Source organism: Microbacterium zouquanmingi, assembly GCF_052266675.1.
Taxonomy (GTDB): domain Bacteria; phylum Actinomycetota; class Actinomycetes; order Actinomycetales; family Microbacteriaceae; genus Microbacterium.
Window position 1 is genome coordinate 700,814 of the sequence record NZ_JBQPRA010000002.1, and the last position, 20,429, is coordinate 721,242.

The following is a 20,429-nucleotide window of genomic DNA, read 5'->3' on the forward strand; positions in this document are numbered from 1 at the left end:
GCAGGTTCGGGCGCGAACTCAGCCGGAGAAGGTCTCCACACCGGTGACCTTGACCGAGATCGACTTTCCGCTGGGCGCTTCGTACGAGGTCTTCTCGCCGATCTTGAGGCCGAGGATGGCTTGTCCGAGCGGGCTCGCCTCGCTGTAGACGTCGAGGTCGGTGTCGCCAGCGATCTCGCGGCTGCCGAGGAGGAAGACTTCTTCGCCACCCGCGACGAGAGCGGTGACGACAGTGCCGGGCTCGACGACGCCACGGCTGGCCGGCGCGACGCCGACTTTCGCGGTCTTCAGCAGCTGCTCGAGGGTGCGGATGCGCGCTTCCTGCTTGCCCTGCTCGTCCTTGGCGGCGTGGTAGCCGCCGTTCTCTTTGAGGTCGCCCTCTTCGCGTGCCGCTTCAATGCGTTTGGCGATCTCATCGCGACCGATGGTGGAGAGGTGCTCGAGCTCGGCGACGAGTCGATCGTAGGCCTCTTGCGTGAGGAAAGGTACCTGAGCGTCTGTAGACACAGCGTGCTCCTTTGTCGAACGCCCTTCAGGGCGGTTTTCTGAACGCCCGTGTGGGGCTGAGGGGATATGCCAAGACGCCCCGGCGGATGGGCCAGGGCGTCGTCTCGAGAGAATTCTATGCGACCCAGCAGGCGTTCACCAAACCTGTGGTGGCCTCTGAAACAGTGGGAACGGTCGTGGTGAACTGCTGGGTATGGCTCTCCATCTTCGGGATCTCGACGATCTTCCAGCCGACGACGCCGAACTCCTCATCCAGTGCCTCGACCGCGCAAGCGACCTCTTTGCCGTGCGCGTCGGAGATCTGGAATCGCACGGTCACCTCGTGCGAATCGACGACCTCGAAGCCGAGATCATCGGAGGTGACGGAGTTCATGGACTGCGAGATCGTCATCCACGCGGCGATCGCGACGACGATGACAGCGGCGATGATTGCGAGCAGCCAGGGTAGGCGCCGACGGCGGGTGCGTCCGTATCGCTGGTCGAGCTCTTCGGCGGTCGTCACGCAGGTCGCCTTTCGGTCGTTAGGCTTGTAGTTCCAGGTTACGCGACCTGTGATCGAGAGGCGGACACATGATGGGGCTCTTCGGAACGGCACTGGCCGCAACGGTGTTCGCAGGAACAGTGTTCTCAGACACCGACACCCCGATGCCGACTCCGACGATGACGGTCGACCCGAACTCCGTCACCCCTGGCCCCGCAGGCTTCGCCGTGATCGTCATCATCGTCGTCGCCCTGGCCCTCCTGATCTGGGATATGAATCGTCGGGTGCGCCGAGTGCGCTATCGCGATGAGGTTCGTGAGGAGCTCGACGCCGAACAGGCGGCCGCGCAGACGGATGCTGAGAAGACGGACACAGGGCAGGCGGATGCTGGGCCCTCGAGCGATCCGGATGCTGACGACGAGCAGCCGCCGGCGGGCGACGCGCGCTGAACGTGACGCCGGCTGGTTCCGGCGTCAGTGCATCGTCATGCCGCCAGTGACGTTCAGTCCCTGACCGGTCATGTAGCTTGCGAGGTCACTCGCGAGGAAAAGCGCGACACCGGCAACATCCTCCGGGGTGCCGGTACGACCGAGCGGCACCTGCGAACGGTCTTCCGCAGCGACCTCTTCCGCAGTCATCCCGCGGATCGCCCCGCCTTCGATGCGCTCACGGTGCTTCATCGGCGTCTCGATGATTCCGGGGCAGATCGCGTTCACCGTGATGCCGTGCGGCGCAAGCTCCACCGCCATCGTCTTGGTCACCCCGAGCACGGCGTGCTTGGACGCCACGTACGCGGTCATCCCGCGGTAGCCGTTCTTCGCGGCCTGAGAGGCGATGAAGATGATGCGGCCGGTGCGCCCAATATCCACCAGTCGTCGCGCGACCCCGCGCGCGACGAGGAAGGACCCCTTCGCGTTCACGTCGAGGTTTCGGTCCCAGTCCGCGCTGGTCGTCTCGGTCGCAAAGCCCATCGTGGAGGTGCCGGCTGCGGTGACGACGACGTCGACGATGCCGACGGTTTCAGCGACAGCATCCAGGACCTGCTCTACGGCGCTCTCGTCGCTGACATCCAAACGCACCGTCCATTCGTCGTCGCGACCCTCGTTCAGGCCCTCAGGCAGGCTCAGATCGGCGCTGACGACGGTCGCGCCCTCTGCGAGGAACGCATCTGCGGTGCCGGCGCCGATTCCGCTGGCGCCGCCGGTGACGAGAATGACGCGATCGCGCAGATCGTTGAACATCACACGCCCATGCGTGTGAACGCGTCGAGGCTGATTCCCTGCTCGAGGATGTGCTTGGACCACTCGCGAGCACTGTGCAGGCTGTGGTCGCGGTAGTTTCCGCAGCTGATTGCATCGACGCCGGGAACATCGCTCCAGGTGATGTCCTCTGCGATCGCAGTGAGACCGGTTCGCACGGCCGCCACCACGGCGGCGACGCTCGGCTCGCCCCACACGATGAGGTGGAAGCCCGTGCGGCAGCCGAACGGTGAGATGTCGATGACGCCCTCGAGGTGATCGCGGATCAGGCTGGCGAGCACATGCTCGATCGTGTGCAGGCCTGCCGTGGGGATCTCTCCCTCGTTGGGCTGGACGAATCGCACATCGAAGTTCGAGATCGCATCGCCCTTGGGGCCGTGCTCCGTCTGGATGAGCCGCACATAGGGGGCGCGGACTTTAGTGTGATCGAGGGTGAAGCTCTCGACATCGGCCATGGTGTTCTCCTTGAGATGTCAGCCCGGCAGCCCGAGCGAGGGGGAATACGGTGCGATTGAGATGAGCAGGCAGGCGGTCCAGTGGCACAGGAACGCCAGCACCGTGCACAGGTGGAAGAGCTCGTGGAACCCGAAATGACCTGGCCACAGGTTCGGCTTCTTCATCGCGTACGCGATGGCGCCCAGTGTGTACAGGACCCCGCCCACGCACACCAGAACCATCATGGCGACGTTGGCGTTCAGGAGGTCGCCCATGTACATGACGGCGGCCCAGCCGAGAGCCAGGTAGAGGGCGACGTACAGCCAACGAGGTGCATTTATCCAGAACACCCGGAACAGGATGCCGAGTATCGCCCCGGCCCACACGACGCACAGCAGCAGGATGCCCTTCTCGGGGATGAGCGCGTTCACTGCCAGCGGAGTGTAGGTTCCCGCGATCAGGAGGAGGATGTTCGCGTGATCGATGCGCTTGAGGAGCAGCTTGGTCTTCGGTTTCCAGTCGATGCGGTGGTACAGGGCGGAGTTCCCGAACAGCAGCAGCGAGCTCGCCATGAAGACGGCGGCTGCCCACTTCGCGGGTGCGCCATCCGCGAGGATGATGAGCACGATGCCCGCAACGATCGCCACGGGGAAAGTTCCGGCGTGCAGCCAGCCGCGCCAGGTCGGTTTGATCTCGATCTCGGCATCATCGGCTGCCGCTTCGACAAGAGGCAGCTCGGGCACGGGAACGGAGCCGGAATCGGATGTACTCACGTTCTCACTCTAAGTCGCCGCGCACGCCACGAACTCTACATATCCTTGATCCTCAGCCGCATCACATGAGTCGGAGCCGGTGGCGCGGTAGCGTAGGCACGTGAATGCACGCACGAGCGAAGGTCGGGGTCCGCTGTACCGGCTGTACAGCAATCGGCTCCGCAGGCAGCTCGATCCGGCATCCGTTCCGCACCATGTCGCGATGATGATCGATGGCAATCGGCGGTGGGCGCGACAACTCGGATTCGACTCCGCCGCTGACGGACATCGTGCGGGAGCTGCGAAGATGCGCGAGTTCCTCGGCTGGTGCGATGAGATCGGCGTGCGTGTCGTGTCTTTGTACCTGCTCTCCAGCGACAACCTGAGAAAACGCGACTCGAAAGAGATCGAGGATCTCATCGAGATCATCGCCGAGCTCGCAGAAAGCCTGTCGCAGGAACCGGACTGGCGAGTGAAGCACGTCGGCCGATCAGACATTCTGCCCACCGAGCTCGCCCGAGTCCTCGCCGACGCAGAGGCGCGTACGAACGGGCACACCGGTCTCCACGTGAACCTCGCCGTCGGATACGGCGGACGCAACGAGATCGTGGATGCTGTGCGGTCGATCATCGGGGAGCACGAGGCATCCGGTGGGACTCTCGAGGACCTCGCAGCGCACCTGACTCCGGAGATGATCGGGGAGCACCTCTACACGGGAGGGCAGCCCGATCCCGACCTCGTCATTCGCACGAGCGGTGAGCAGCGGCTCAGCGACTTCCTGTTGTGGCAGAGCGCGCACAGCGAGTTCTATTTCGTAGAGGCGCTCGGCCCCGATCTGCGTGAGGTCGACTTCCTGCGCGCGATCAGAGACTTCACGGACCGGGATCGCCGCTTCGGGCGGTGAGCATCCGGTCGTTAACCCAGCGTTAATCCCGCCACGCGCGTGTCCTCCGAGGTGTCGCGCGACCGCAGCCGTACCTTCGAGGCATCGGACACCGTGTCTGATCGAGTCGGCCCTCAGGATCGCGACTCGTGGCCCCAGGCCGACTCGTGGCATAGCCGGGAAGCATCCCGGGTCGGGAGTGGGTCGTGACCACACGTGCAGCACAGCAGTCAACCCGTCAGATCTCACACAGGTCTTCCTCTGGGAAGCCTGACCAGGATCTCCGCACTTATGTGCTCGACACCTCAGTGTTGCTTTCGGATCCGCAGGCGCTGTTCCGCTTCGCCGAACACTCGATCGTCCTTCCCGTTGTCGTCATCACCGAGCTCGAAGGCAAGCGGCACGACCCCGAGATCGGCTACTTCGCACGGCAGGCGCTGCGTCACCTCGACGAACTGCGCATCGAACACGGTCGCCTCGACTACCCGGTGCCGATCGGCGAGGGTGGCACGCTGCGCGTCGAACTCAGCAACACGGATGGGGGCGTGCTTCCCAGCGGCATCCGGCTCGGCGATAACGACAGTCGCATCCTCGCGGTTGCCATGCATCTCGCAGAAGACGGCCAAGACGTCACGATCGTGTCCAAGGACCTGCCGATGCGGGTCAAGGCGGCATCTCTCGGAATCTCGGCGGAGGAGTACCTCGCCGAGCAGGCGGTCGATTCCGGCTGGACCGGGATCGCCAACCTCGACCTCTCCGGCGATGAGATCAGCGACCTGTACGAGAGCGAGGTCGGCATCAGCGAGGATGCTCGCGGCATCCCCGTCAACACCGGACTGATCATCCACTCCGAACGGGGGTCCGCGCTCGGGCGGGTTTCCGGCGACGGCGAGTACCGACTGGTGCGAGGTGACCGCGAGCTGTTCGGGATGCACGGCCGGTCGGCAGAGCAGCGTATTGCGATCGACCTGCTGCTCGACCCCGACGTCGGGATCGTCTCGCTCGGTGGTCGGGCCGGCACCGGCAAGTCGGCACTCGCGCTGTGTGCGGGTCTCGAAGCCGTGCTGGAGCGGCAGCAGCAGAAGAAGATCATCGTGTTCCGGCCGCTGTTCGCCGTCGGAGGCCAGGAGCTCGGATACCTGCCGGGTGACCAGAACGAGAAGATGGGCCCGTGGGGGCAGGCGGTCTTCGACACGCTCGGCTCGGTTGTCTCTGGGAACGTCGTGGAGGAGGTCATCGCGCGAGGACTGCTGGAAGTCCTTCCGCTGACGCACATTCGCGGACGCTCGCTGCACGACGCGTTCGTGATCGTCGACGAGGCGCAGTCGCTGGAGCGCAACGTGCTGCTGACGGTGCTCAGCCGGATGGGACAGAACTCGCGCGTCGCGCTCACCCACGACGTCGGACAGCGCGACAACCTGCGTGTGGGCCGGCACGACGGCATCGCTTCGGTGATCGAGACGCTCAAGGGGCACGAACTCTTCGGTCACGTGACGCTGATGCGCTCGGAGCGCTCGGCCATCGCGGCACTGGTCACCGACCTGCTGGAGGGTGGGGAGCTCAGCTGAGGCTGGGCGCCGGCCCTGACAGTTTGGGGGCCGACTGCACGGATGTCGGACGGTTTCATGGATGATCGTCCGACATCCGTCGTTCGTGCCCCCGTCCTGTCGCTCATGCATAGTCGCGGAGACGCGCGAGCGCACCCAGGATCGCCCGTTCGACATTCGGCCAATCGTGGATGACCTGCGCATAGTCGAAGTGGAGCGTCTCGTATCCGATGGCGGATGCTGCGGCATCCCGCATCAGATCCTTATGACGCATCAACGGGCCATCGTGATTCTCTCTTCCATCGACCTCGATGATCAAGCGACCGTCGGCGACGAAGTCGACACGGCCGACGCCGACGATCTGCACCTGACATTCGAGCGCGATCCCGATGAGGTGCAGGCGAAGCCGCAGGATGGATTCGAGTCCGCTGCCCGCGTCGGGTCGCGCGAAATCCACGAGCCAGCGTGCGGATGCCGGTAGTGCCGCCCGCACGCGATCCCTCGCCGGTTTCGAGAGGAGCCGGAGCTGCCATGCGGATTCGAAGGACGCGAAGAATGACTCGGCTCCCTCACAGCGGTAGAGGTGGACGAGGGAGTCTTCAACCTCGGTGAGGCCTAACGGAGGCGTGCCGCGGAAGAAGTGGCTCACACACGAGCAGCGCGCATGCGGATGGCCGCGGCCGCGGCGACCGACCCACACGTGAGCGGATCCGACGGCTGCGAGCACCCACACTCCGTGTTGCCGAAGTCCGGCCGAGCAGGTGAGTGCTCCGCCGTGCATGGCCGCGTTCACCTCAGCCGGGTGCGCATCCGGCGACGCGAACGTCCCCGGGCGCAGACGTCGGATCTCGCCGGCGTCGACGGCGATCGCGAGCTGATGCCTTGTGACGCCGAATTCTTGAAGCCGCACGCCGCGGACGATTCCGCCGAGGCGTGCGATGAGCAGGGCAGGGTCGAACATGCCGACTACTTTGGCGGAAGCATCCGTTCGTCTACGCCCGGAAACACGCGTTCCGTGGATAACCCTGCCTCGCTGCATCCGGTGCAGAACGAGCCGTGCCCGACACTTCGGGGGCCGCAACGACGAATGTCGGACCGATCCCGAAGAATCGTCCGACATTCGTGTAACCGGCCCCCAAAGTGTCGCGGAGCCCGAGCCGCGAGTCAGCCCGCGCGCGTCATGCTCAGCAGGTCGAGCTTCTCGTCCAGCTGAGCCTCGGTGAGCTCACCGCGCTCGACGTAGCCGAGGTCGATCACGGCGTCGCGCACCGTGATGCCCTTGGCGACAGCGTGCTTGGCGATCTTCGCGGCAGCCTCGTAGCCGATGAGCTTGTTCAGCGGCGTCACGATCGACGGCGACATTCCGGCGAATGCTGCCGCGCGCTCGGTGTTGGCGACGAGGCCGTCGACGGTCTTGTCGGCGAGCACACGCGAAGCGTTCGAGAGCAGACGGATCGACTCGAGAAGCGCAGTGCCCATCACCGGGATGGCGACATTGAGCTCGAACGAACCGGATGCTCCGGCCCAGGCGACCGTCGCGTCGTTGCCGATCACACGGGCACAGACCATCAGCACGGCCTCCGGAACAACCGGGTTGACCTTGCCGGGCATGATCGAGGATCCGGGCTGCAGGTCGGGGATGTGCAGCTCGCCGAGGCCTGTGTTGGGGCCGGAGCCCATCCACCGGAGGTCGTTGTTGATCTTCGTCAGCGAGACGGCGATGGTGCGAAGGGCGCCCGATGCCTCGACCAGGCCGTCGCGGTTGGCCTGAGCCTCGAAGTGGTCCTTCGCCTCGGTGATCGGCAGCTCGGTCTCGGATGCGAGAAGCTCGATGACCTTCTGGGGGAAGCCGAGCGGGGTGTTGATGCCGGTTCCGACCGCGGTGCCGCCGAGCGGAACCTCAGCGACGCGGGGGAGTGCGGACTGCACGCGCTCGATGCCCAGGCGCACCTGACGGGCATAGCCGCCGAACTCCTGGCCGAGGGTGACGGGTGTGGCATCCATGAGGTGCGTGCGGCCCGACTTGACGGCGTCCTTCCACAGCTCCGCCTTCGCCTCGAGCGCCACAGCGAGGTGGTCGAGCGAAGGGATGAGCGTGTCGATGAGCGCCTGGGTGACGGCGATGTGCACGGAGGTCGGGAACACGTCGTTCGACGACTGCGACGCGTTCACGTGGTCGTTCGGGTGCACGGCAGAACCGAGGATGCGGGTGGCGAGAGTCGCCAGCACCTCATTCATGTTCATGTTCGACGACGTGCCAGAGCCGGTCTGGTAGGTGTCGACGGGGAACTCACCGTCGTGTGCGCCCGTAGCCACATCGTCTGCGGCCTGAGCGATCGCGTCGGCGATCGCGCCATCGAGCGTGCCCAGGCTCTTGTTCGCGAGAGCGGCGGCCTTCTTGATTCGGGCGAGGGCGGCGATCTGTGTCGACTCCAGGCCGGTGCCCGAGATCGGGAAGTTCTCCACCGCGCGCTGAGTCTGAGCTCCGTAGAGCGCGTTCACGGGAACGCGCACTTCGCCCATGGTGTCGTGTTCGATGCGGTACTCGGTATCGGTCACTTCGATTCCTCCTGGATTGCGGGATCGTCTGCGATCCCCGATTCGATTCCAACAGTGATGACGGGCACGGCTGTGCCCTCGGAAAGACGGTAGTTCGCACCGACGATGCCCAGCCGCCCCTCGGCGACTGCGGTGCTGATCATCTCGGACGACTGCAGCAGGTTGCGCACGGTGTTGCGCAGGTGCTCCTTGCCGACCAGCTCTGCGTCGATGTCTGAGACCGCGACACCACCGCTCTCAGCGAGCACCTTGCGAGCGGCCGGCACGATGGGGGCGATGAGCTTCCAGATCTGCGGGGGCAGGGGTGCGGCGTCGATAGGCGTGCCGTCGATCGCTGCGCGCACGGCTCCGCACGAGTCGTGCGCGAGGACCACGATCAGCGGCACATCGAGGATACCGACGGCGTACTCCAGGCTCGCCACGATCGATTCGCCGATCACCTGGCCGGCGTTGCGGACGACAAAGAGGTCTCCGAGTCCGAGATCGAAGATGATCTCGGCCGCGAGTCGGGAGTCGGAGCATCCGAACAGTGTGGCGAGCGGGTTCTGGTGGTTGGCGAGGTCATGACGTCGTCCCACGTCCTGGTTAGGGTGTCGCGGCTCTCCTGAGACGAAGCGCTTGTTTCCCTCGAGCATCTGCTCCCAGGCGGCTGTGGGGGTGAGAGCTGTCATGAGGCCTCTGCAATCTCTTTGATCTGTGGCACAAGAGACTCGGCGAGTTCTGCGGTCGAGTCGGGGGAACGCGAGCCGTAAAGGAGGACGTAGTCGACGCCTGCCTGGATGCCGATGGCGTAGCTCACGTTGTCGTCGGAGTTCCGGCTCACCGAGTAGACGTCCCACTCAAGGCCGCCGATGCGGGTGGTCTCGGTCGCGGCCGTGCCGTTCAACACCTGCGGCGCCCATTTCGCATCGGCCTTGAAGGCCTGCGCTACTCGGATGAATCCGCGTTCGTCTTCAGCGGCGGGCGCCAGAGTGATGTTCCAGACGACGGTGGCACCGCCTTCGAGCTCCGCAGCGTTCACACGCCAGAAGTCGCCCAGCTCGGGTACGAGCACCGGACGCTCCATCGTTGACTCGACGTCTGCTGCGATCCCGGGCAGATCGACTTCGGGTTCGGATGCCGGCTGGCCCCGTGGCACGCCGAAGATCACGATCGCGACGACGGCGAGTGTGATGATGAGCGCCGCGATCAGGTTGCGGAACGTCTGGCTGGAACGATAGGTCTTGCTGAACTCGGCCTTGCGCTCAGCGGTCTCTTCAGCAGTCTCGGGCCGACCGAGCTCCGCGACGACGCGTGGCTGCTTGCTCATGAACTCGCCCCGATGGAGTCTGCGGAATCGGATGCCGAAGAGTCGGATGCCGCGGCACGCGTGGCCTCGAGACGTCGCTTCGCGCCGAGGAGCCATTCCTCGCAGCGGGCGGCGAGCGCTTCGCCGCGCTCCCACAGAGCGAGTGAGTGCTCGAGCGTAGGAGAACCCTGCTCGAGCTCGGAGACCACGCGAACGAGTTCGTCACGGGCGTCTTCGAACGACAGGGATTCCACCGGGGTGTCGTTGGGCGCAGTCACGCTCCCCAGTCTACGACGCGCTCCGACAACGCCTGCCCGGGTAACGATCAGCCGACCTCGGCGATCTCACCTTCGGATCGGGCGGCGATCGATCCGCGGTCCACGGTGATGGTGAGGGTGCTGCCTGCTGGAGCATCCGATGCATCGCGAACAATCACGCCCCCGTCGAGGTGAGCGATCGCGTACCCGCGGGCCAGGGTTGCGGCAGGGGACAGCGCGCGCAGCGACGCGCGCAGCTCGGAGGTCTTGCGGCCAGCAGCATCCAACTGTCGATCGATCGTGTCGCGCCCACGCGACTGCAGCAGCCAGAGCTCCTGCGCGCGTGCGGCGATGATCGGCTCGGGGGAGCGCAGCACCGGGCGCGAGCGCAGCTGCTCGAGCTGTGCGATGTCATGAGAGATGCGCTGAGTCAGGCGCGAGGTCGCGCGGGCGCGCAGCTGGCCGATGAGCGCCCGCTGCTCTCCGACGTCAGGGACGACGCGCTTGGCAGCATCCGTCGGCGTCGATGCGCGCAGGTCTGCGACATCGTCGAGAAGCGGGTGGTCGTTCTCATGGCCGATCGCCGAGACGATGGGGGCGGATGCCGCGGCCACCGCGCGTACGAGACGCTCGTCGCTGAATCCCAGCAACGTCTGCGGATCACCACCGCCACGGGCGATGATGATCACGTCGACGTCGGGATCGGCATCCAGTCGTGCGAGCGCCGCCAGCGTCTCGGGGACGCACCGGTCCCCCTGCACAGCGGCGTATTCGGTACGGAAGCGCACCTGCGGCCAGCGCAGCTCGGCGTTGCGATGAACGTCCTTCTCGGCATCCGATCGCTCGCCGGTGATGAGTCCGATCACGTGCGGAAGGAAGGGCAACGGCTTTTTGCGGGATGCGTCGAACAGGCCTTCTTGACGCAGCTGCGCACGGAGCTTCTCGAGCCGCTCGAGCTGGTCGCCGAGACCGACGTGCTTCATGCTCGCAACGGTGAAGCTGAAATCTCCGGCCTTGACGAAGTAGTCGGCCTTGACTGCGGCGATCACATGGTCGCCGATCGAGAGGTCGGCAGGGATTCGGCCGCGCACGCTCGACCACACGCGGATCGAAATCTGCGCGTCGGACTGCGTGTCTTTGAGGCGGCCGAACACGTTGCCGCCACGGACGTTCCACGAGGTGATCTCACCCTCGACCCAGACGGTGTTCCACCGGGCGATGAAGTCGCGGATGGTGCCGTTCAGTCGCGCGACTGAGGTCGGAGCATCCGCTGTCGAATCGCGGGGTGCGACCGCGTCTGCCGGGGGCGTCTGGCCATTCGCGGAGGAGGCTTCGAAGACCGTCATCGCGTCCTTTCATCGGTTGTGCGCCCGGTGCGACGCCCAGGCCTCTCACCGCCGCCCGAAGGTAGGATCGAAGTGTGAGCCAGGCCACCGTACATCTTCCCGTTCCCCGTATTCCACGTTCGCGGGCGACGCGGCTTCAGGATATCCCGGTCGACGGACACAAGCGCGTTCTGCTCGCCGCTCCACGCGGCTACTGCGCCGGTGTCGACCGTGCCGTCGTCGCCGTCGAGAAGGCGCTCGAGCGCTACGGCGCACCCGTGTATGTGCGCAAGCAGATCGTGCACAACATCCACGTCGTCACCGAGCTCGAGGCGAAGGGAGCGATCTTCGTCGAAGAGGTCGACGAGGTGCCGGAGGGCGCACACGTTGTCTTCAGCGCGCATGGTGTTTCGCCAGCAGTCGTGGATGCAGCATCCGATCGCGGATTGCACGCCATCGACGCGACCTGCCCGCTGGTGACCAAAGTGCACCGCGAAGCGGTGCGGTTCGCGCGTGATGACTTCGAGATCCTGCTGATCGGCCACGAAGGACATGAAGAGGTCGAGGGCACAGCCGGGCACGCACCCGAGCGCGTGACCATCGTGAACTCGCCCGACGAAGCCGACACCGTGCAGGTGAAGGATCCTTCGAAGGTCGTCTGGCTCTCGCAGACCACACTGTCGGTCGACGAGACCATGGAGACCGTCAACCGACTGCGCGCTCGGTTCCCCGACCTGCAGAACCCTCCGTCTGACGACATCTGCTACGCCACGCAGAACCGTCAGGTCGCGATCAAGAAGGTTGCGAAGGACGCTGACCTGGTGATCGTCGTCGGCTCGTCGAACTCGTCGAACTCGGTGCGTCTCGTTGAGGTCGCTCTGGAATACGGTGCGAAGGCCGCTTACCGCGTCGACTACGCGGAAGAGGTCAAGCAGGAGTGGCTCGACGGCGTTGAGACGGTCGGCGTGACCAGTGGCGCCTCCGTGCCCGAGGTGCTCGTCCGCGAGGTGCTCGAGGCGCTGAGCGGCGCCGGCTACCGGGATGTCGAAGAGGTCAAGACCGCCGAGGAAGACCTGATGTTCTCGCTTCCCAAGGAGCTTCGTCAGGACATTTCGGGCCAGAAGGACCCGCGTGCGCTCGGCGGCCGTACGGGAGCTGCTTCTTCATGAGTGACCGTCCGTCGTACGGAGAGTACGCGACGCCTGAGGAGCAGCGCCGGCTGGCCGGGCTCCCTCCTGTGGACGAGGCACCGGTGATACAGGCCGCGCCCGCAGCTCCCGTGCAGGCGGCGCCGTCCGCGCCAGCCGCCCGCCCGTGGGATCGCATCATCACGATCGCTCTGCTCGCGTACGGCGTGGTCAATGTCTTCATGACCGCGATGTCGTATCTGGATCTTCCCGCGTTGATGAACCAGAGCATGGAGATCCTCGGCATCGACGGCGAGTTCACGAATTTCGCGCAGGGCAAGACCTGGGGCGCAGTCGCCGCGGTCGTGCTGTTCATCGGCTGGGCGATCACCGCCTGGCTGTCGGTGCGACGTCTGCGTCGCGGCAAGCTCAGCTGGTGGGTGCCGCTCGTCGGGGCTGTCGTCACCATGATCATCACGACGATCTGCATCACTGTGCCGATGATGAACGATCCCGCCTTCATCGCGTACCTGAACGGTGCGACAGGGCAGTAGCTCCATCGAACCTGCAAAACCACGCCGAGACCGCGTCGAATCGACGCGGTCTCGGCGTGGTTTTGCAGGTTTGCGCGTGATCAGCTCTTGGACTGGCCGTAGGAGCCGAGCTGGCGGGTCGACTCGACGACGCGAGCGGCCATCGCGGATTCCGCGACCTTGCCCCACGCACGCGGGTCGTACAGCTTCTTGTTTCCGACCTCACCGTCGACCTTCAGGACGCCGTCGTAGTTCTTGAACATGTAGTCGGCGATCGCACGCGTGTACGCGTACTGCGTGTCGGTGTCGATGTTCATCTTGATGACGCCGTTGGCGACCGCGAGAGCGATCTCTTCGTCGCTTGAGCCGGAGCCGCCGTGGAAGACGAGGTCGAGGGGCTTTGCGCCGGTGCTGTACTTCGCGGCGACCTGCTGCTGGATCTCGCCGAGCAGCTCGGGGCGCAGCTTCACTCCACCCGGCTTGTACACGCCGTGCACGTTGCCGAAGGTGAGGGCGGCGATGTAACGGCCCTGCTCGCCGAGGCCGAGTGCCTGAACCGCCTGGTCGACGTCAGCGAACGTCGTGTAGAGAGCGTCGTTCGAGCCCTCGTGCGCCACGCCGTCTTCCTCGCCGCCGACGACGCCGATCTCGACCTCGAGGATCGCGTTGATGTTCTTCATGCGGGGGAGGAGATCCTTGGCGATCTCGATGTTCTCCGCCAGCGGCACGGCCGAGCCGTCCCACATGTGCGACTGGAAGATCGGATTGCGTCCGGCCTTGACCTCTTCTTCGGATGCCGCGATGAGCGGCTCGACGAAGCCTGCGAGGGCATCTTTCGGGCAGTGGTCGGTGTGGAGTGCCACGGTGACCGGGTAGTTCTTGGCGACCTCGGTCGCGTAACGCGCGAAGGCAAGGGCGCCCGTGGCGCGTGCCTTGACGGTGTGGCCGGCGAAGTAGTCGGCGCCACCGGTGGTCACCTGGATGATGCCGTCAGAGCCGGCCTCGGTCAGGCCCTGGAGGACGGAGTTGATGGTCTGCGAGCTGGACACGTTGAACGCCGGGTACGCGAAGCCACCGGCCTTCGCGCGGTCGAGCATTTCTGCGTACTGTTCCGGGGTGGCGACGGGCATGAAAAACTCCTGCGATAGATGAAGCGGGGTCAGTGCTCACTCTATCGCTGGCCATGAACTGATGACGGCGCTGCCGGTCTCGGCGCCAGCGCCTCTTGCTCTGCCGTTAAGAACCGCAATTTCTTCGTGCTAGCTGCGACGAAAACGCCCCAGTCTCATGCGGGGTCGTCACTAGGCTGGCCACATGGTGAGTCTTACGGCTGATATGAGCCCCCTGCGTCCCGATCGAAACCTTGCGCTTGAGCTCGTGCGTGCGACCGAGGCTGCCTCGATCCGGGCGGTGCCGTTCATCGGCCGCGGGGCGAAGGAAGCTGCTGACGGAGCGGCCGTCGACGCCATGCGCGCATTCCTCGGCACTGTGAACTTCCAGGGCCGTGTCGTCATCGGCGAGGGCGAGAAGGACAACGCCCCGATGCTCTTCAACGGCGAGGTCGTCGGCTCTGGGCGCGGACCCGAGTGCGACATCGCGGTCGACCCCATCGATGGCACTTCGCTCACGGCTGCTGGTCGCCAGAACGCGCTTTCGGTCATCGCGGTCTCTGATCGCGGCACGATGCTCGATGCCTCGACCGTCTTCTACATGGACAAGCTCGTCACAGGTCCTGCCGGCGTCGGTGTCGTCGACATCAATCTGCCGGTCGGTGAGAACATCCGACGCCTGGCGAAGGCTCTCGGCAAGTCGGTCGACGAGATCGTCGTCTCGGTACTGAATCGTCCTCGTCACGAGAAGCTGATCGATGAGATCCGTGAGGCGGGTGCCGGCACCCGTTTGATGAGCGATGGCGACGTCGCAGGCGGCATCAATGCAGCGCGTCACGGCGCTCGCACCGACATGTGCGTTGGTGTCGGCGGCAGCCCGGAAGGCATCGTCACCGCGTGTGCCATCAAGGCGCTCGGCGGACACATCCAGGGGCGCCTCTGGCCGCGTGACGATGAAGAACGCCAGCGAGGGATCGATGCCGGGCTCAAGATGGACTACGTCTACGAGGCCGACGAGCTCGTCAAGGGCGACAACACGATCTTCGTGGCGACCGGGGTGACCGATGGGCAGCTCGTAGCGGGCGTTCGTCGTGAAGGCAACTACGTCTATACGGAATCCGTGGTGCTGCGCGGTGCATCCGGAACTCTCCGCCGCGTCACATCTGAGCACCTCGTCTCGAAGTGGCTCTGAGTCTCTGAGAGTGCCCCTCCGACCGTTATCAGGGTTACCTGGCACAATGGGTGATGTCGCAGAGGAGTCATCCTCGACGACATCCAGGGAGGGGTCACATGGCCGCGGGACAGATGAGCAGCAACGAGAAGTCGGCTCCAGTGAAGATGGTCACCACCAACACTGGCCGCATTCTGCGGGTCTCTGCGGACGATGAGGCAGCGCGTGTGGCCGCTGCGGCCGCCGCGACATCAGCCCCGGCGCACGTGGATCCTGCACGCCGCGCTGATGTGCTCTTCCGGGTCCGTCGCGCCGAAGGACACGAGATCAGCTCGTGGTGGATGATCGGCGCATTCGTCCTGACTTCGGGGCTCGTGATCGCTGCGCTCAGCTGGGTTCCCTACAGCGCCTGACCCTCGTCGTTGCTGCCGACCGAATCGACCTCTGTCAGCCGGTTTCGCAGTGCGCCGAGGTCGGCTTCGATCTCTGATGTCGGATCTGCGTCGACCAGCTCAGGAGCGGTGAACTTGCGCGGCACGTTGGTGATCGCGGGCGATGCGGGAGCGAGCGCGGATGCATCGATTCCGGGGAACTGTCGCGCTGTCACGAGCACACGGGTCTCGAGAGAGCCGGCGAACTTGTTGTAGCTGTCGACCGTGCGCTCCAGCGCGCGGCGCAGGTCGTCGGCGTGACCGGCGAGGGTGCCCAGACGATCGAACAGCTGCGTGCCCAGCGCGAGCAGCGTGCGGGCCTCGGTAGACACTTCCTGCTGCGTCCACGTGAACGAGACTGTCTTCAGTACTGCCCAGAGGTTGACCGGCGATGCCAGTGCGACGCGTTTGCTGAACGCATAGTCGAGCAGAGTCGGGTCCTCATCGATCGCGGCGGCGAGCAGGGACTCGCTCGGCAGGAAGCAGATCACGAACTCTGGGCTCGCATCGAGCCCGGACCAGTACGCCTTCTTCGCCAGTGCATCGACGTGAGCCCGAACAGCCTTGACGTGTTTCTGCATGTGCACCCGGCGCTGGGCCTCGTTCGCGTCACCGCCGCTGAGCGCGCTGGCTTCGAGGTAAGCGTCGAGCGGCACCTTGGCATCGACCGCAATCGACGTGCCTCCAGGAAGACGCACCACCATGTCGGGTCGGCCTTGCCCGCGGTCGGAGGAGATCGTCGACTGCAGATCGAAATCGACGTGGCGAGTGAGGCCGGCAGCCTCGACGACGCGCCGAAGCTGGGTTTCGCCCCACACGCCTCGCGTCGACGTCGAGCGAAGTGCGCCGGCGAGCGATTCGGTGGTCGCACGCAGCGCCTCGTCTGATTCCTGTGCGCGCCGCAGCTGCTCGGCAAGCGACCCGAACTGCGCATGGCGTTCTTGCTCGAGAGAGGCCACCTTGGTCTGCATCTGTTGGAGCGATTCGCGCACTGGCGCGAGTGCGGTCAGTACCGCGTTCTGTTGCTGCACGCGTTCTGCTTCGGCCCGCTGCTCTGTACGAGCATGCTCCACGGCATCGCGGTACAAGTCGTACTGCCGATCACGGTCGTCGCGGGCCGCGGCCAGTTCGGCTTCAGTGCGCGCGAGGTCAGCACGTGCCTGCGCTTGCGAAGAGGTGGCGCGCGTTGCGCGCGCGAACCAACCCACAGCAGCACCGACCGCGAGGGCGGTGATAACCAGCAGAGCGATCAGCGAAGCATCCATACCGCCATGATGCCGCGGGCCTCGGACATTGTCGGGCTGCCGCCCCGATAAGGCAACGTCAGCGTGCCGCGTACTCTTCGAGCACCGTGCGCATCTCGGTGAGCTTGAACTGGTCGGCGATTGCGATCGCCGACATTGCGCCGGCGTTCTGGTCAGCTCCGGCATCCAGCAGCATCCGCAACAGTGTCTCGTTCTTGCGGAATACCGCACATGAGATCGCGGTCTGACCGTTCGCATTCTCGGCATTTAGATCTGCCCCGCGACGGATGAGATCTGCAACTGTGTGCGGTTCTTCGGCGTATGTCGCGACGATCATGAACGTGTCGCCGCGCGGGTTGCGCAGGTCGAGCGGGACGCCGGCGTCGATCATCTCGCCGAGCGGGCCGGTACGACCCGCTCGCGCAAGATCGAAGGTGCCCTCGATGACTTCGAGGCTGACGGGGGAGGCGCCGGATGGATTCGTCATACGGCCATTCTTGCGTGCCGGGCGGAGGATGTCCTCACGCAGCGCGTTCGGCGATCGCCGGTGCGGCCGGCTCGGTGACGCGCAGGCTCAGCGAGCTGGCGAGCGCGTGCACATCTGCAGCTGCGGTGCGGCGGGCTGCATCGATGACGATCTGCGCGCAGGCACGAGCATCTGCCAGAGCGTCGTGATGCGAGAACTCGGCGAAGCCGGCAGCGGCTGCGGCGTTCGGCAGCCGGTACGAATCAAGGTCGTACACCTTTCGTGCCACCTGGAGGCTGCACAGCGAGCGGTAGGGCGGGCAGTCGAGGAGCGTGACTTCGGACGCCGTGCGCAGCACCTTCATATCGAAGCCCGCGTTGTGCGCCACGAGGACGTCAGCTCCGGCGAAGGTGCACAGCCTGTCGAACTGCTCGGGCCAAGTCGCAGCATCCGCCACTTCATGAGGATGGATGCCGTGGATCTTGATGTTCCACTCCTGGAACTCGTCGTGTCCTGCCGGGGGACGAATCAGCCACCCTGCGGTCGCGACGACCTCTCCGTCTCGGACGCGGACGAGTCCGACCGAGCAGGCAGATGCCGGGCTGGAGTTTGCGGTTTCGAAGTCGATTGCAGTGAAGTCCAGAGGCACCCTTTCACTTTCACCCTGAGCTGGAGTCTCGCGCGGCAGACTCGCCGTAGGAATCAACGACCGACTGCGAGTGAGGCGTCCAGGTGCGCCCCGGTAGACTCTTACCCCGTGGCTCTCACTATCGGAATCGTCGGCCTGCCCAACGTCGGCAAGTCCACCCTCTTCAACGCTCTGACCAAGAACGACGTGCTCGCGGCGAACTATCCGTTCGCGACGATCGAGCCGAACGTCGGGGTCGTCAACCTGCCGGACTCGCGTCTGCAGACACTCGCCGACATCTTCGGCAGCGAGCGACTGCTCCCGGCGACGGTGTCGTTCGTCGACATCGCCGGAATCGTGCGCGGAGCGAGTGAGGGCGAGGGCCTCGGCAACCAGTTCCTCGCGAACATCCGTGAGGCGGATGCTATCGCTCAGGTCGTGCGCGGATTCGCCGACGGTGACGTGGTGCACGTCGAGGGCGCGATCAACCCGAAGAACGATCTCGAGACGATCAACGCAGAGCTCATGCTCGCTGACCTGCAGACGGTCGAGAAGGCGATCCCGCGCTTTGAGAAAGAGGTGCGCGGTAAGAAGCTTGACCCGTCGGTCATCGAGACGGCGAACGCTGCGAAGGATGCTCTGGAGCGTGGAGTGCTGCTCTCCGTCAGCGGCATCGATCTTGCCCCGATCAAGGAACTGGGCCTGCTCACTTCGAAGCCGGTCATCTTCGTGTTCAACGTCGATGAGACGGTGCTGACGGATGCTGCGCGCAAGGCTGAACTCGAAGCGCTCGTCGCACCGGCCAAGGCGATCTTCCTCGATGCGAAGATCGAGTCCGAGCTCATCGATCTCGATCCTGAGGATGCTGCTGAGCTGCTGGCATCCACGGGTCAGGACGAGTCGGGCCTGGACCAGCTCGCCCGCATCGGCTTTGAGACGCTAGGACTGCAGACGTACCTCACGGCAGGTCCGAAGGAATCCCGCGCCTGGACGATCCCGAAGGGCGCCAAGGCGCCGCAGGCTGCCGGCGTCATCCACACCGACTTCGAGAAGGGCTTCATCAAGGCCGAGGTCATCTCGTTCGAAGACCTCGTCGAGACCGGCTCGGTCGCCGAAGCCCGCTCCAAGGGCAAAGCCCGCATGGAGGGCAAGGACTACGTCATGCAGGATGGCGACGTGGTTGAATTTAGATTCAATGTCTAGTCGAGTTCCGCTTTAAGGTCTGCGCGAGCGCCGGATCCCAATGCGGGGTACGGCGCTTGCGTTTTGCATGGGTCACTCGTTGCGCGAGCATTCAGTGTGCTTCGCTCCTCAAGGGCGTGGGGAGCCCGCAATACTCAGTCTCCGGCAATGCGATTGAGTGTGGTCACCAGCTCGCGGAACGTTCCTCTGCCCTCTGGTGTCAATCGGATCAGTGTCGTTCCGTAACGGTTCTTGCGTTCCTTAGAGACTTCCACCAGGCCTCGCTCCTCCAAGTCGCGAAGGATCTTCGATAGATCGGGCTTCGATAGGCCAGTCGTCTCTTGCAGTGCGGAGTAATCCGCTTGCTCTACCTGACTCAGATGCGACAGTGTGACGAATCGCTTGGGCGCGACCAAGTGCGCATCGATCTCTGCATATGACATCTCAGCGGCGGATCAGCAGCACGACATAGAACACCAGCCATGCCGCAGGTGCCAAGCCCGCGAAGATGAACGCTTCAGGGAACGGAATCGTCTCGCCATGCACAAGGCCCCGCCAGGTGGGGATCAGGAGCCAAACGGCAAAAGCTGCGGAGATGATGGTCCCCTTGAGTCGGGGCTCGTTCGGCTGACTCAGTCGCTTGGAGATCCAGACGTTTGACAGGACGATTGCACCCAAGGTGAGTGGGATGGCCCACCAGGGAAATCCGCTCAGCGCGAGAAGTCCGGACGTGAATGAGAGCACGATCGTGGCAATCGCGCTCAGATGATCACCGGCAGTAAAGACTCGCTGCGGTCGAGGCGGCATCGAGTCAAGCAGTCGCTGTGCTTCGACTGCGGTGACGTTCTGGCGCTCGCTCGGTTCTGTGTCCTTCATGGTGCCAAGCTAGCAACTAGTTGCAGAAAATGAAAGTAGCGCTCGAGGTGACCCGCACGCCCGTCGTTTCGCGGTCTTGCCAGCGGGCTGGAATGTCGGCTGTAGAGGTTGTTATCTGTGGCGACGTGGTGGAATGGCGCTTTAACGTCTAGTCGCGTTCCGCTTCAACGTCTCGCGCAAGCGTCGGTTCCCTCCGCGGGGTCCGGCGCTTGCGCTTGGTGCGGGCGAATCCGGTCTAGCGGGGCATCTGCAGGAATCTAAGCCCGTCCGCGTTGATCTAGCGGCAGGCTTCGGTACTTTTGCCAGTCACGAAGCAGATCCTCGCGAAGCCCGGGACTGCTGACGGTTTAGTTGACTCCAACGCTGTGA

At 64.8% G+C, this 20,429-nt stretch carries 25 protein-coding genes; 8 read left to right on the forward strand and 17 right to left on the reverse strand.

Annotation, left to right across the window (positions count from 1 at the left end; all coding sequences use genetic code 11):
- Window positions 1–18: 18 nt before the first annotated feature.
- Together greA and ACTU6V_RS07315 are read right to left on the reverse strand one after the other, a co-directional pair.
- A complete protein-coding gene (gene greA, locus ACTU6V_RS07310; protein ID WP_443467234.1) occupies window positions 19–507 on the reverse strand; it encodes a transcription elongation factor GreA in 489 nt (162 codons plus the stop codon).
- 115 nt (window positions 508–622) lie between these two features.
- Window positions 623–1,009 carry a DUF4307 domain-containing protein gene (locus tag ACTU6V_RS07315; RefSeq protein WP_443475317.1) on the reverse strand — a complete coding sequence of 129 codons (387 nt, stop codon included), beginning with the start codon at window positions 1,007–1,009 and terminating at the stop codon, window positions 623–625.
- A gap of 68 nt (window positions 1,010–1,077) precedes the next feature.
- On the opposite strand from ACTU6V_RS07315, the gene ACTU6V_RS07320 reads away from it, so the two are divergent.
- Entirely contained in the window at window positions 1,078–1,437 is a 360-nt protein-coding gene (locus ACTU6V_RS07320; RefSeq protein WP_443475318.1) for a hypothetical protein, read from the forward strand.
- A 24-nt stretch (window positions 1,438–1,461) separates the two neighbouring features.
- On the opposite strand, the gene ACTU6V_RS07325 is transcribed toward ACTU6V_RS07320, so the two are convergent.
- Genes ACTU6V_RS07325 through trhA form a run of 3 tightly spaced genes read right to left on the reverse strand, consistent with a single transcriptional unit; the run spans window position 1,462 to window position 3,425 of the window.
- On the reverse strand, window positions 1,462–2,229 hold the full coding sequence (locus ACTU6V_RS07325) for an SDR family NAD(P)-dependent oxidoreductase (RefSeq protein ID WP_443475338.1): 768 nt from the start codon (window positions 2,227–2,229) through the stop codon (window positions 1,462–1,464).
- Window positions 2,229–2,702 carry an S-ribosylhomocysteine lyase gene (locus ACTU6V_RS07330; protein ID WP_443475319.1) on the reverse strand — a complete coding sequence of 158 codons (474 nt, stop codon included), beginning with the start codon at window positions 2,700–2,702 and terminating at the stop codon, window positions 2,229–2,231. Before ACTU6V_RS07330 ends, ACTU6V_RS07325 begins: the two co-directional genes overlap by 1 nt.
- An 18-nt stretch (window positions 2,703–2,720) precedes the next feature.
- Window positions 2,721–3,425, reverse strand: coding sequence for a PAQR family membrane homeostasis protein TrhA (gene trhA / locus ACTU6V_RS07335; RefSeq protein WP_443467890.1), 705 nt, complete (start codon window positions 3,423–3,425; stop codon window positions 2,721–2,723).
- Window positions 3,426–3,555: 130 nt separating this feature from the next.
- Between trhA and ACTU6V_RS07340 the strand changes: the two genes are divergently transcribed.
- Window positions 3,556–4,338 carry an isoprenyl transferase gene (locus ACTU6V_RS07340; RefSeq protein WP_443467229.1) on the forward strand — a complete coding sequence of 261 codons (783 nt, stop codon included), beginning with the start codon at window positions 3,556–3,558 and terminating at the stop codon, window positions 4,336–4,338.
- Window positions 4,339–4,559: 221 nt separating this feature from the next.
- A complete protein-coding gene (phoH2, locus tag ACTU6V_RS07345) occupies window positions 4,560–5,885 on the forward strand; it encodes an RNA 5'-3' helicase PhoH2 (protein WP_443467889.1) in 1,326 nt (441 codons plus the stop codon).
- 103 nt (window positions 5,886–5,988) lie between these two features.
- Here the strand turns inward: phoH2 and ACTU6V_RS07350 are convergent, their stop codons facing one another.
- From ACTU6V_RS07350 to xseA, 6 genes are all read right to left on the reverse strand, one after another.
- Window positions 5,989–6,825, reverse strand: coding sequence for a DUF559 domain-containing protein (locus ACTU6V_RS07350; protein ID WP_443475320.1), 837 nt, complete (start codon window positions 6,823–6,825; stop codon window positions 5,989–5,991).
- Window positions 6,826–7,028: 203 nt separating this feature from the next.
- Window positions 7,029–8,423 carry a class II fumarate hydratase gene (locus ACTU6V_RS07355; protein ID WP_443467227.1) on the reverse strand — a complete coding sequence of 465 codons (1,395 nt, stop codon included), beginning with the start codon at window positions 8,421–8,423 and terminating at the stop codon, window positions 7,029–7,031.
- Window positions 8,420–9,094 carry a carbonic anhydrase gene (locus tag ACTU6V_RS07360; protein WP_443467226.1) on the reverse strand — a complete coding sequence of 225 codons (675 nt, stop codon included), beginning with the start codon at window positions 9,092–9,094 and terminating at the stop codon, window positions 8,420–8,422. Before ACTU6V_RS07360 ends, ACTU6V_RS07355 begins: the two co-directional genes overlap by 4 nt.
- Window positions 9,091–9,732, reverse strand: a complete 642-nt coding sequence (locus ACTU6V_RS07365; RefSeq protein ID WP_443467225.1) for a DUF4245 family protein — start codon at window positions 9,730–9,732, stop codon at window positions 9,091–9,093. The genes ACTU6V_RS07360 and ACTU6V_RS07365 overlap by 4 nt, the downstream gene beginning before the upstream one ends.
- Window positions 9,729–9,989 carry an exodeoxyribonuclease VII small subunit gene (locus tag ACTU6V_RS07370; protein WP_443467224.1) on the reverse strand — a complete coding sequence of 87 codons (261 nt, stop codon included), beginning with the start codon at window positions 9,987–9,989 and terminating at the stop codon, window positions 9,729–9,731. The genes ACTU6V_RS07365 and ACTU6V_RS07370 overlap by 4 nt, the downstream gene beginning before the upstream one ends.
- Window positions 9,990–10,036: 47 nt before the next feature.
- On the reverse strand, window positions 10,037–11,314 hold the full coding sequence (gene xseA, locus ACTU6V_RS07375) for an exodeoxyribonuclease VII large subunit (RefSeq protein ID WP_443475321.1): 1,278 nt from the start codon (window positions 11,312–11,314) through the stop codon (window positions 10,037–10,039).
- Between the two features lie 110 nt (window positions 11,315–11,424).
- On the opposite strand from xseA, the gene ACTU6V_RS07380 reads away from it, so the two are divergent.
- Both ACTU6V_RS07380 and ACTU6V_RS07385 read left to right on the forward strand, forming a co-directional pair.
- Window positions 11,425–12,462: a 4-hydroxy-3-methylbut-2-enyl diphosphate reductase gene (locus ACTU6V_RS07380; protein WP_443467888.1), complete on the forward strand. Its 1,038-nt coding sequence runs from the start codon at window positions 11,425–11,427 to the stop codon at window positions 12,460–12,462.
- Entirely contained in the window at window positions 12,459–12,974 is a 516-nt protein-coding gene (locus tag ACTU6V_RS07385) for a DUF6264 family protein (protein WP_443467222.1), read from the forward strand. The genes ACTU6V_RS07380 and ACTU6V_RS07385 overlap by 4 nt, the downstream gene beginning before the upstream one ends.
- An 80-nt stretch (window positions 12,975–13,054) precedes the next feature.
- Here the strand turns inward: ACTU6V_RS07385 and fbaA are convergent, their stop codons facing one another.
- On the reverse strand, window positions 13,055–14,083 hold the full coding sequence (gene fbaA, locus ACTU6V_RS07390; RefSeq protein ID WP_443467221.1) for a class II fructose-bisphosphate aldolase: 1,029 nt from the start codon (window positions 14,081–14,083) through the stop codon (window positions 13,055–13,057).
- A 184-nt stretch (window positions 14,084–14,267) separates the two neighbouring features.
- Here fbaA and glpX point away from each other — a divergent pair, with 184 nt between their 5' ends.
- Together glpX and ACTU6V_RS07400 are read left to right on the forward strand one after the other, a co-directional pair.
- Entirely contained in the window at window positions 14,268–15,254 is a 987-nt protein-coding gene (glpX, locus tag ACTU6V_RS07395; RefSeq protein ID WP_443467220.1) for a class II fructose-bisphosphatase, read from the forward strand.
- Window positions 15,255–15,352: 98 nt separating this feature from the next.
- A complete protein-coding gene (locus ACTU6V_RS07400) occupies window positions 15,353–15,646 on the forward strand; it encodes a hypothetical protein (RefSeq protein WP_443467219.1) in 294 nt (97 codons plus the stop codon).
- Here the strand turns inward: ACTU6V_RS07400 and ACTU6V_RS07405 are convergent.
- The 3 genes from ACTU6V_RS07405 to ACTU6V_RS07415 are packed head-to-tail and all read right to left on the reverse strand — an operon-like array spanning window position 15,634 to window position 18,023.
- Window positions 15,634–16,929, reverse strand: coding sequence for a DNA recombination protein RmuC (locus ACTU6V_RS07405; RefSeq protein ID WP_443467218.1), 1,296 nt, complete (start codon window positions 16,927–16,929; stop codon window positions 15,634–15,636). The genes ACTU6V_RS07400 and ACTU6V_RS07405 overlap by 13 nt on opposite strands.
- 58 nt (window positions 16,930–16,987) lie before the next feature.
- Complete coding sequence (locus ACTU6V_RS07410; RefSeq protein ID WP_443467217.1) at window positions 16,988–17,395, reverse strand: ankyrin repeat domain-containing protein; 408 nt, start codon at window positions 17,393–17,395, stop codon at window positions 16,988–16,990.
- Between the two features lie 34 nt (window positions 17,396–17,429).
- A complete protein-coding gene (locus ACTU6V_RS07415) occupies window positions 17,430–18,023 on the reverse strand; it encodes a 3'-5' exonuclease (RefSeq protein WP_443467216.1) in 594 nt (197 codons plus the stop codon).
- 108 nt (window positions 18,024–18,131) lie between these two features.
- Here ACTU6V_RS07415 and ychF point away from each other — a divergent pair, with 108 nt between their 5' ends.
- A complete protein-coding gene (gene ychF, locus ACTU6V_RS07420) occupies window positions 18,132–19,205 on the forward strand; it encodes a redox-regulated ATPase YchF (RefSeq protein ID WP_443475322.1) in 1,074 nt (357 codons plus the stop codon).
- Window positions 19,206–19,339: 134 nt separating this feature from the next.
- Here the strand turns inward: ychF and ACTU6V_RS07425 are convergent, their stop codons facing one another.
- A complete protein-coding gene (locus tag ACTU6V_RS07425; protein ID WP_443475323.1) occupies window positions 19,340–19,627 on the reverse strand; it encodes a transcriptional regulator in 288 nt (95 codons plus the stop codon).
- A 1-nt stretch (window position 19,628) separates the two neighbouring features.
- Window positions 19,629–20,060 carry a hypothetical protein gene (locus tag ACTU6V_RS07430; RefSeq protein ID WP_443475324.1) on the reverse strand — a complete coding sequence of 144 codons (432 nt, stop codon included), beginning with the start codon at window positions 20,058–20,060 and terminating at the stop codon, window positions 19,629–19,631.
- Window positions 20,061–20,429: the final 369 nt, after the last annotated feature.

Excerpts from the sequence above, each read along its gene's own strand:
- xseA (WP_443475321.1), bottom strand. The coding sequence starts at position 11,314 with ATGACGGTCTTCGAAGCCTCCTCCGCGAATGGCCAGACGCCCCCGGCA.
- ACTU6V_RS07325 (WP_443475338.1), bottom strand. The coding sequence starts at position 2,229 with ATGTTCAACGATCTGCGCGATCGCGTCATTCTCGTCACCGGCGGCGCC.
- ACTU6V_RS07330 (WP_443475319.1), bottom strand. The coding sequence starts at position 2,702 with ATGGCCGATGTCGAGAGCTTCACCCTCGATCACACTAAAGTCCGCGCC.
- ACTU6V_RS07405 (WP_443467218.1), bottom strand. The coding sequence starts at position 16,929 with ATGGATGCTTCGCTGATCGCTCTGCTGGTTATCACCGCCCTCGCGGTC.
- ACTU6V_RS07400 (WP_443467219.1), top strand. The coding sequence starts at position 15,353 with ATGGCCGCGGGACAGATGAGCAGCAACGAGAAGTCGGCTCCAGTGAAG.
- ACTU6V_RS07410 (WP_443467217.1), bottom strand. The coding sequence starts at position 17,395 with ATGACGAATCCATCCGGCGCCTCCCCCGTCAGCCTCGAAGTCATCGAG.
- ACTU6V_RS07425 (WP_443475323.1), bottom strand. The coding sequence starts at position 19,627 with ATGTCATATGCAGAGATCGATGCGCACTTGGTCGCGCCCAAGCGATTC.
- fbaA (WP_443467221.1), bottom strand. The coding sequence starts at position 14,083 with ATGCCCGTCGCCACCCCGGAACAGTACGCAGAAATGCTCGACCGCGCG.
- ACTU6V_RS07350 (WP_443475320.1), bottom strand. The coding sequence starts at position 6,825 with ATGTTCGACCCTGCCCTGCTCATCGCACGCCTCGGCGGAATCGTCCGC.
- glpX (WP_443467220.1), top strand. The coding sequence starts at position 14,268 with ATGGTGAGTCTTACGGCTGATATGAGCCCCCTGCGTCCCGATCGAAAC.
- ACTU6V_RS07430 (WP_443475324.1), bottom strand. The coding sequence starts at position 20,060 with ATGAAGGACACAGAACCGAGCGAGCGCCAGAACGTCACCGCAGTCGAA.
- ACTU6V_RS07385 (WP_443467222.1), top strand. The coding sequence starts at position 12,459 with ATGAGTGACCGTCCGTCGTACGGAGAGTACGCGACGCCTGAGGAGCAG.
- ACTU6V_RS07365 (WP_443467225.1), bottom strand. The coding sequence starts at position 9,732 with ATGAGCAAGCAGCCACGCGTCGTCGCGGAGCTCGGTCGGCCCGAGACT.
- ACTU6V_RS07320 (WP_443475318.1), top strand. The coding sequence starts at position 1,078 with ATGATGGGGCTCTTCGGAACGGCACTGGCCGCAACGGTGTTCGCAGGA.
- ACTU6V_RS07360 (WP_443467226.1), bottom strand. The coding sequence starts at position 9,094 with ATGACAGCTCTCACCCCCACAGCCGCCTGGGAGCAGATGCTCGAGGGA.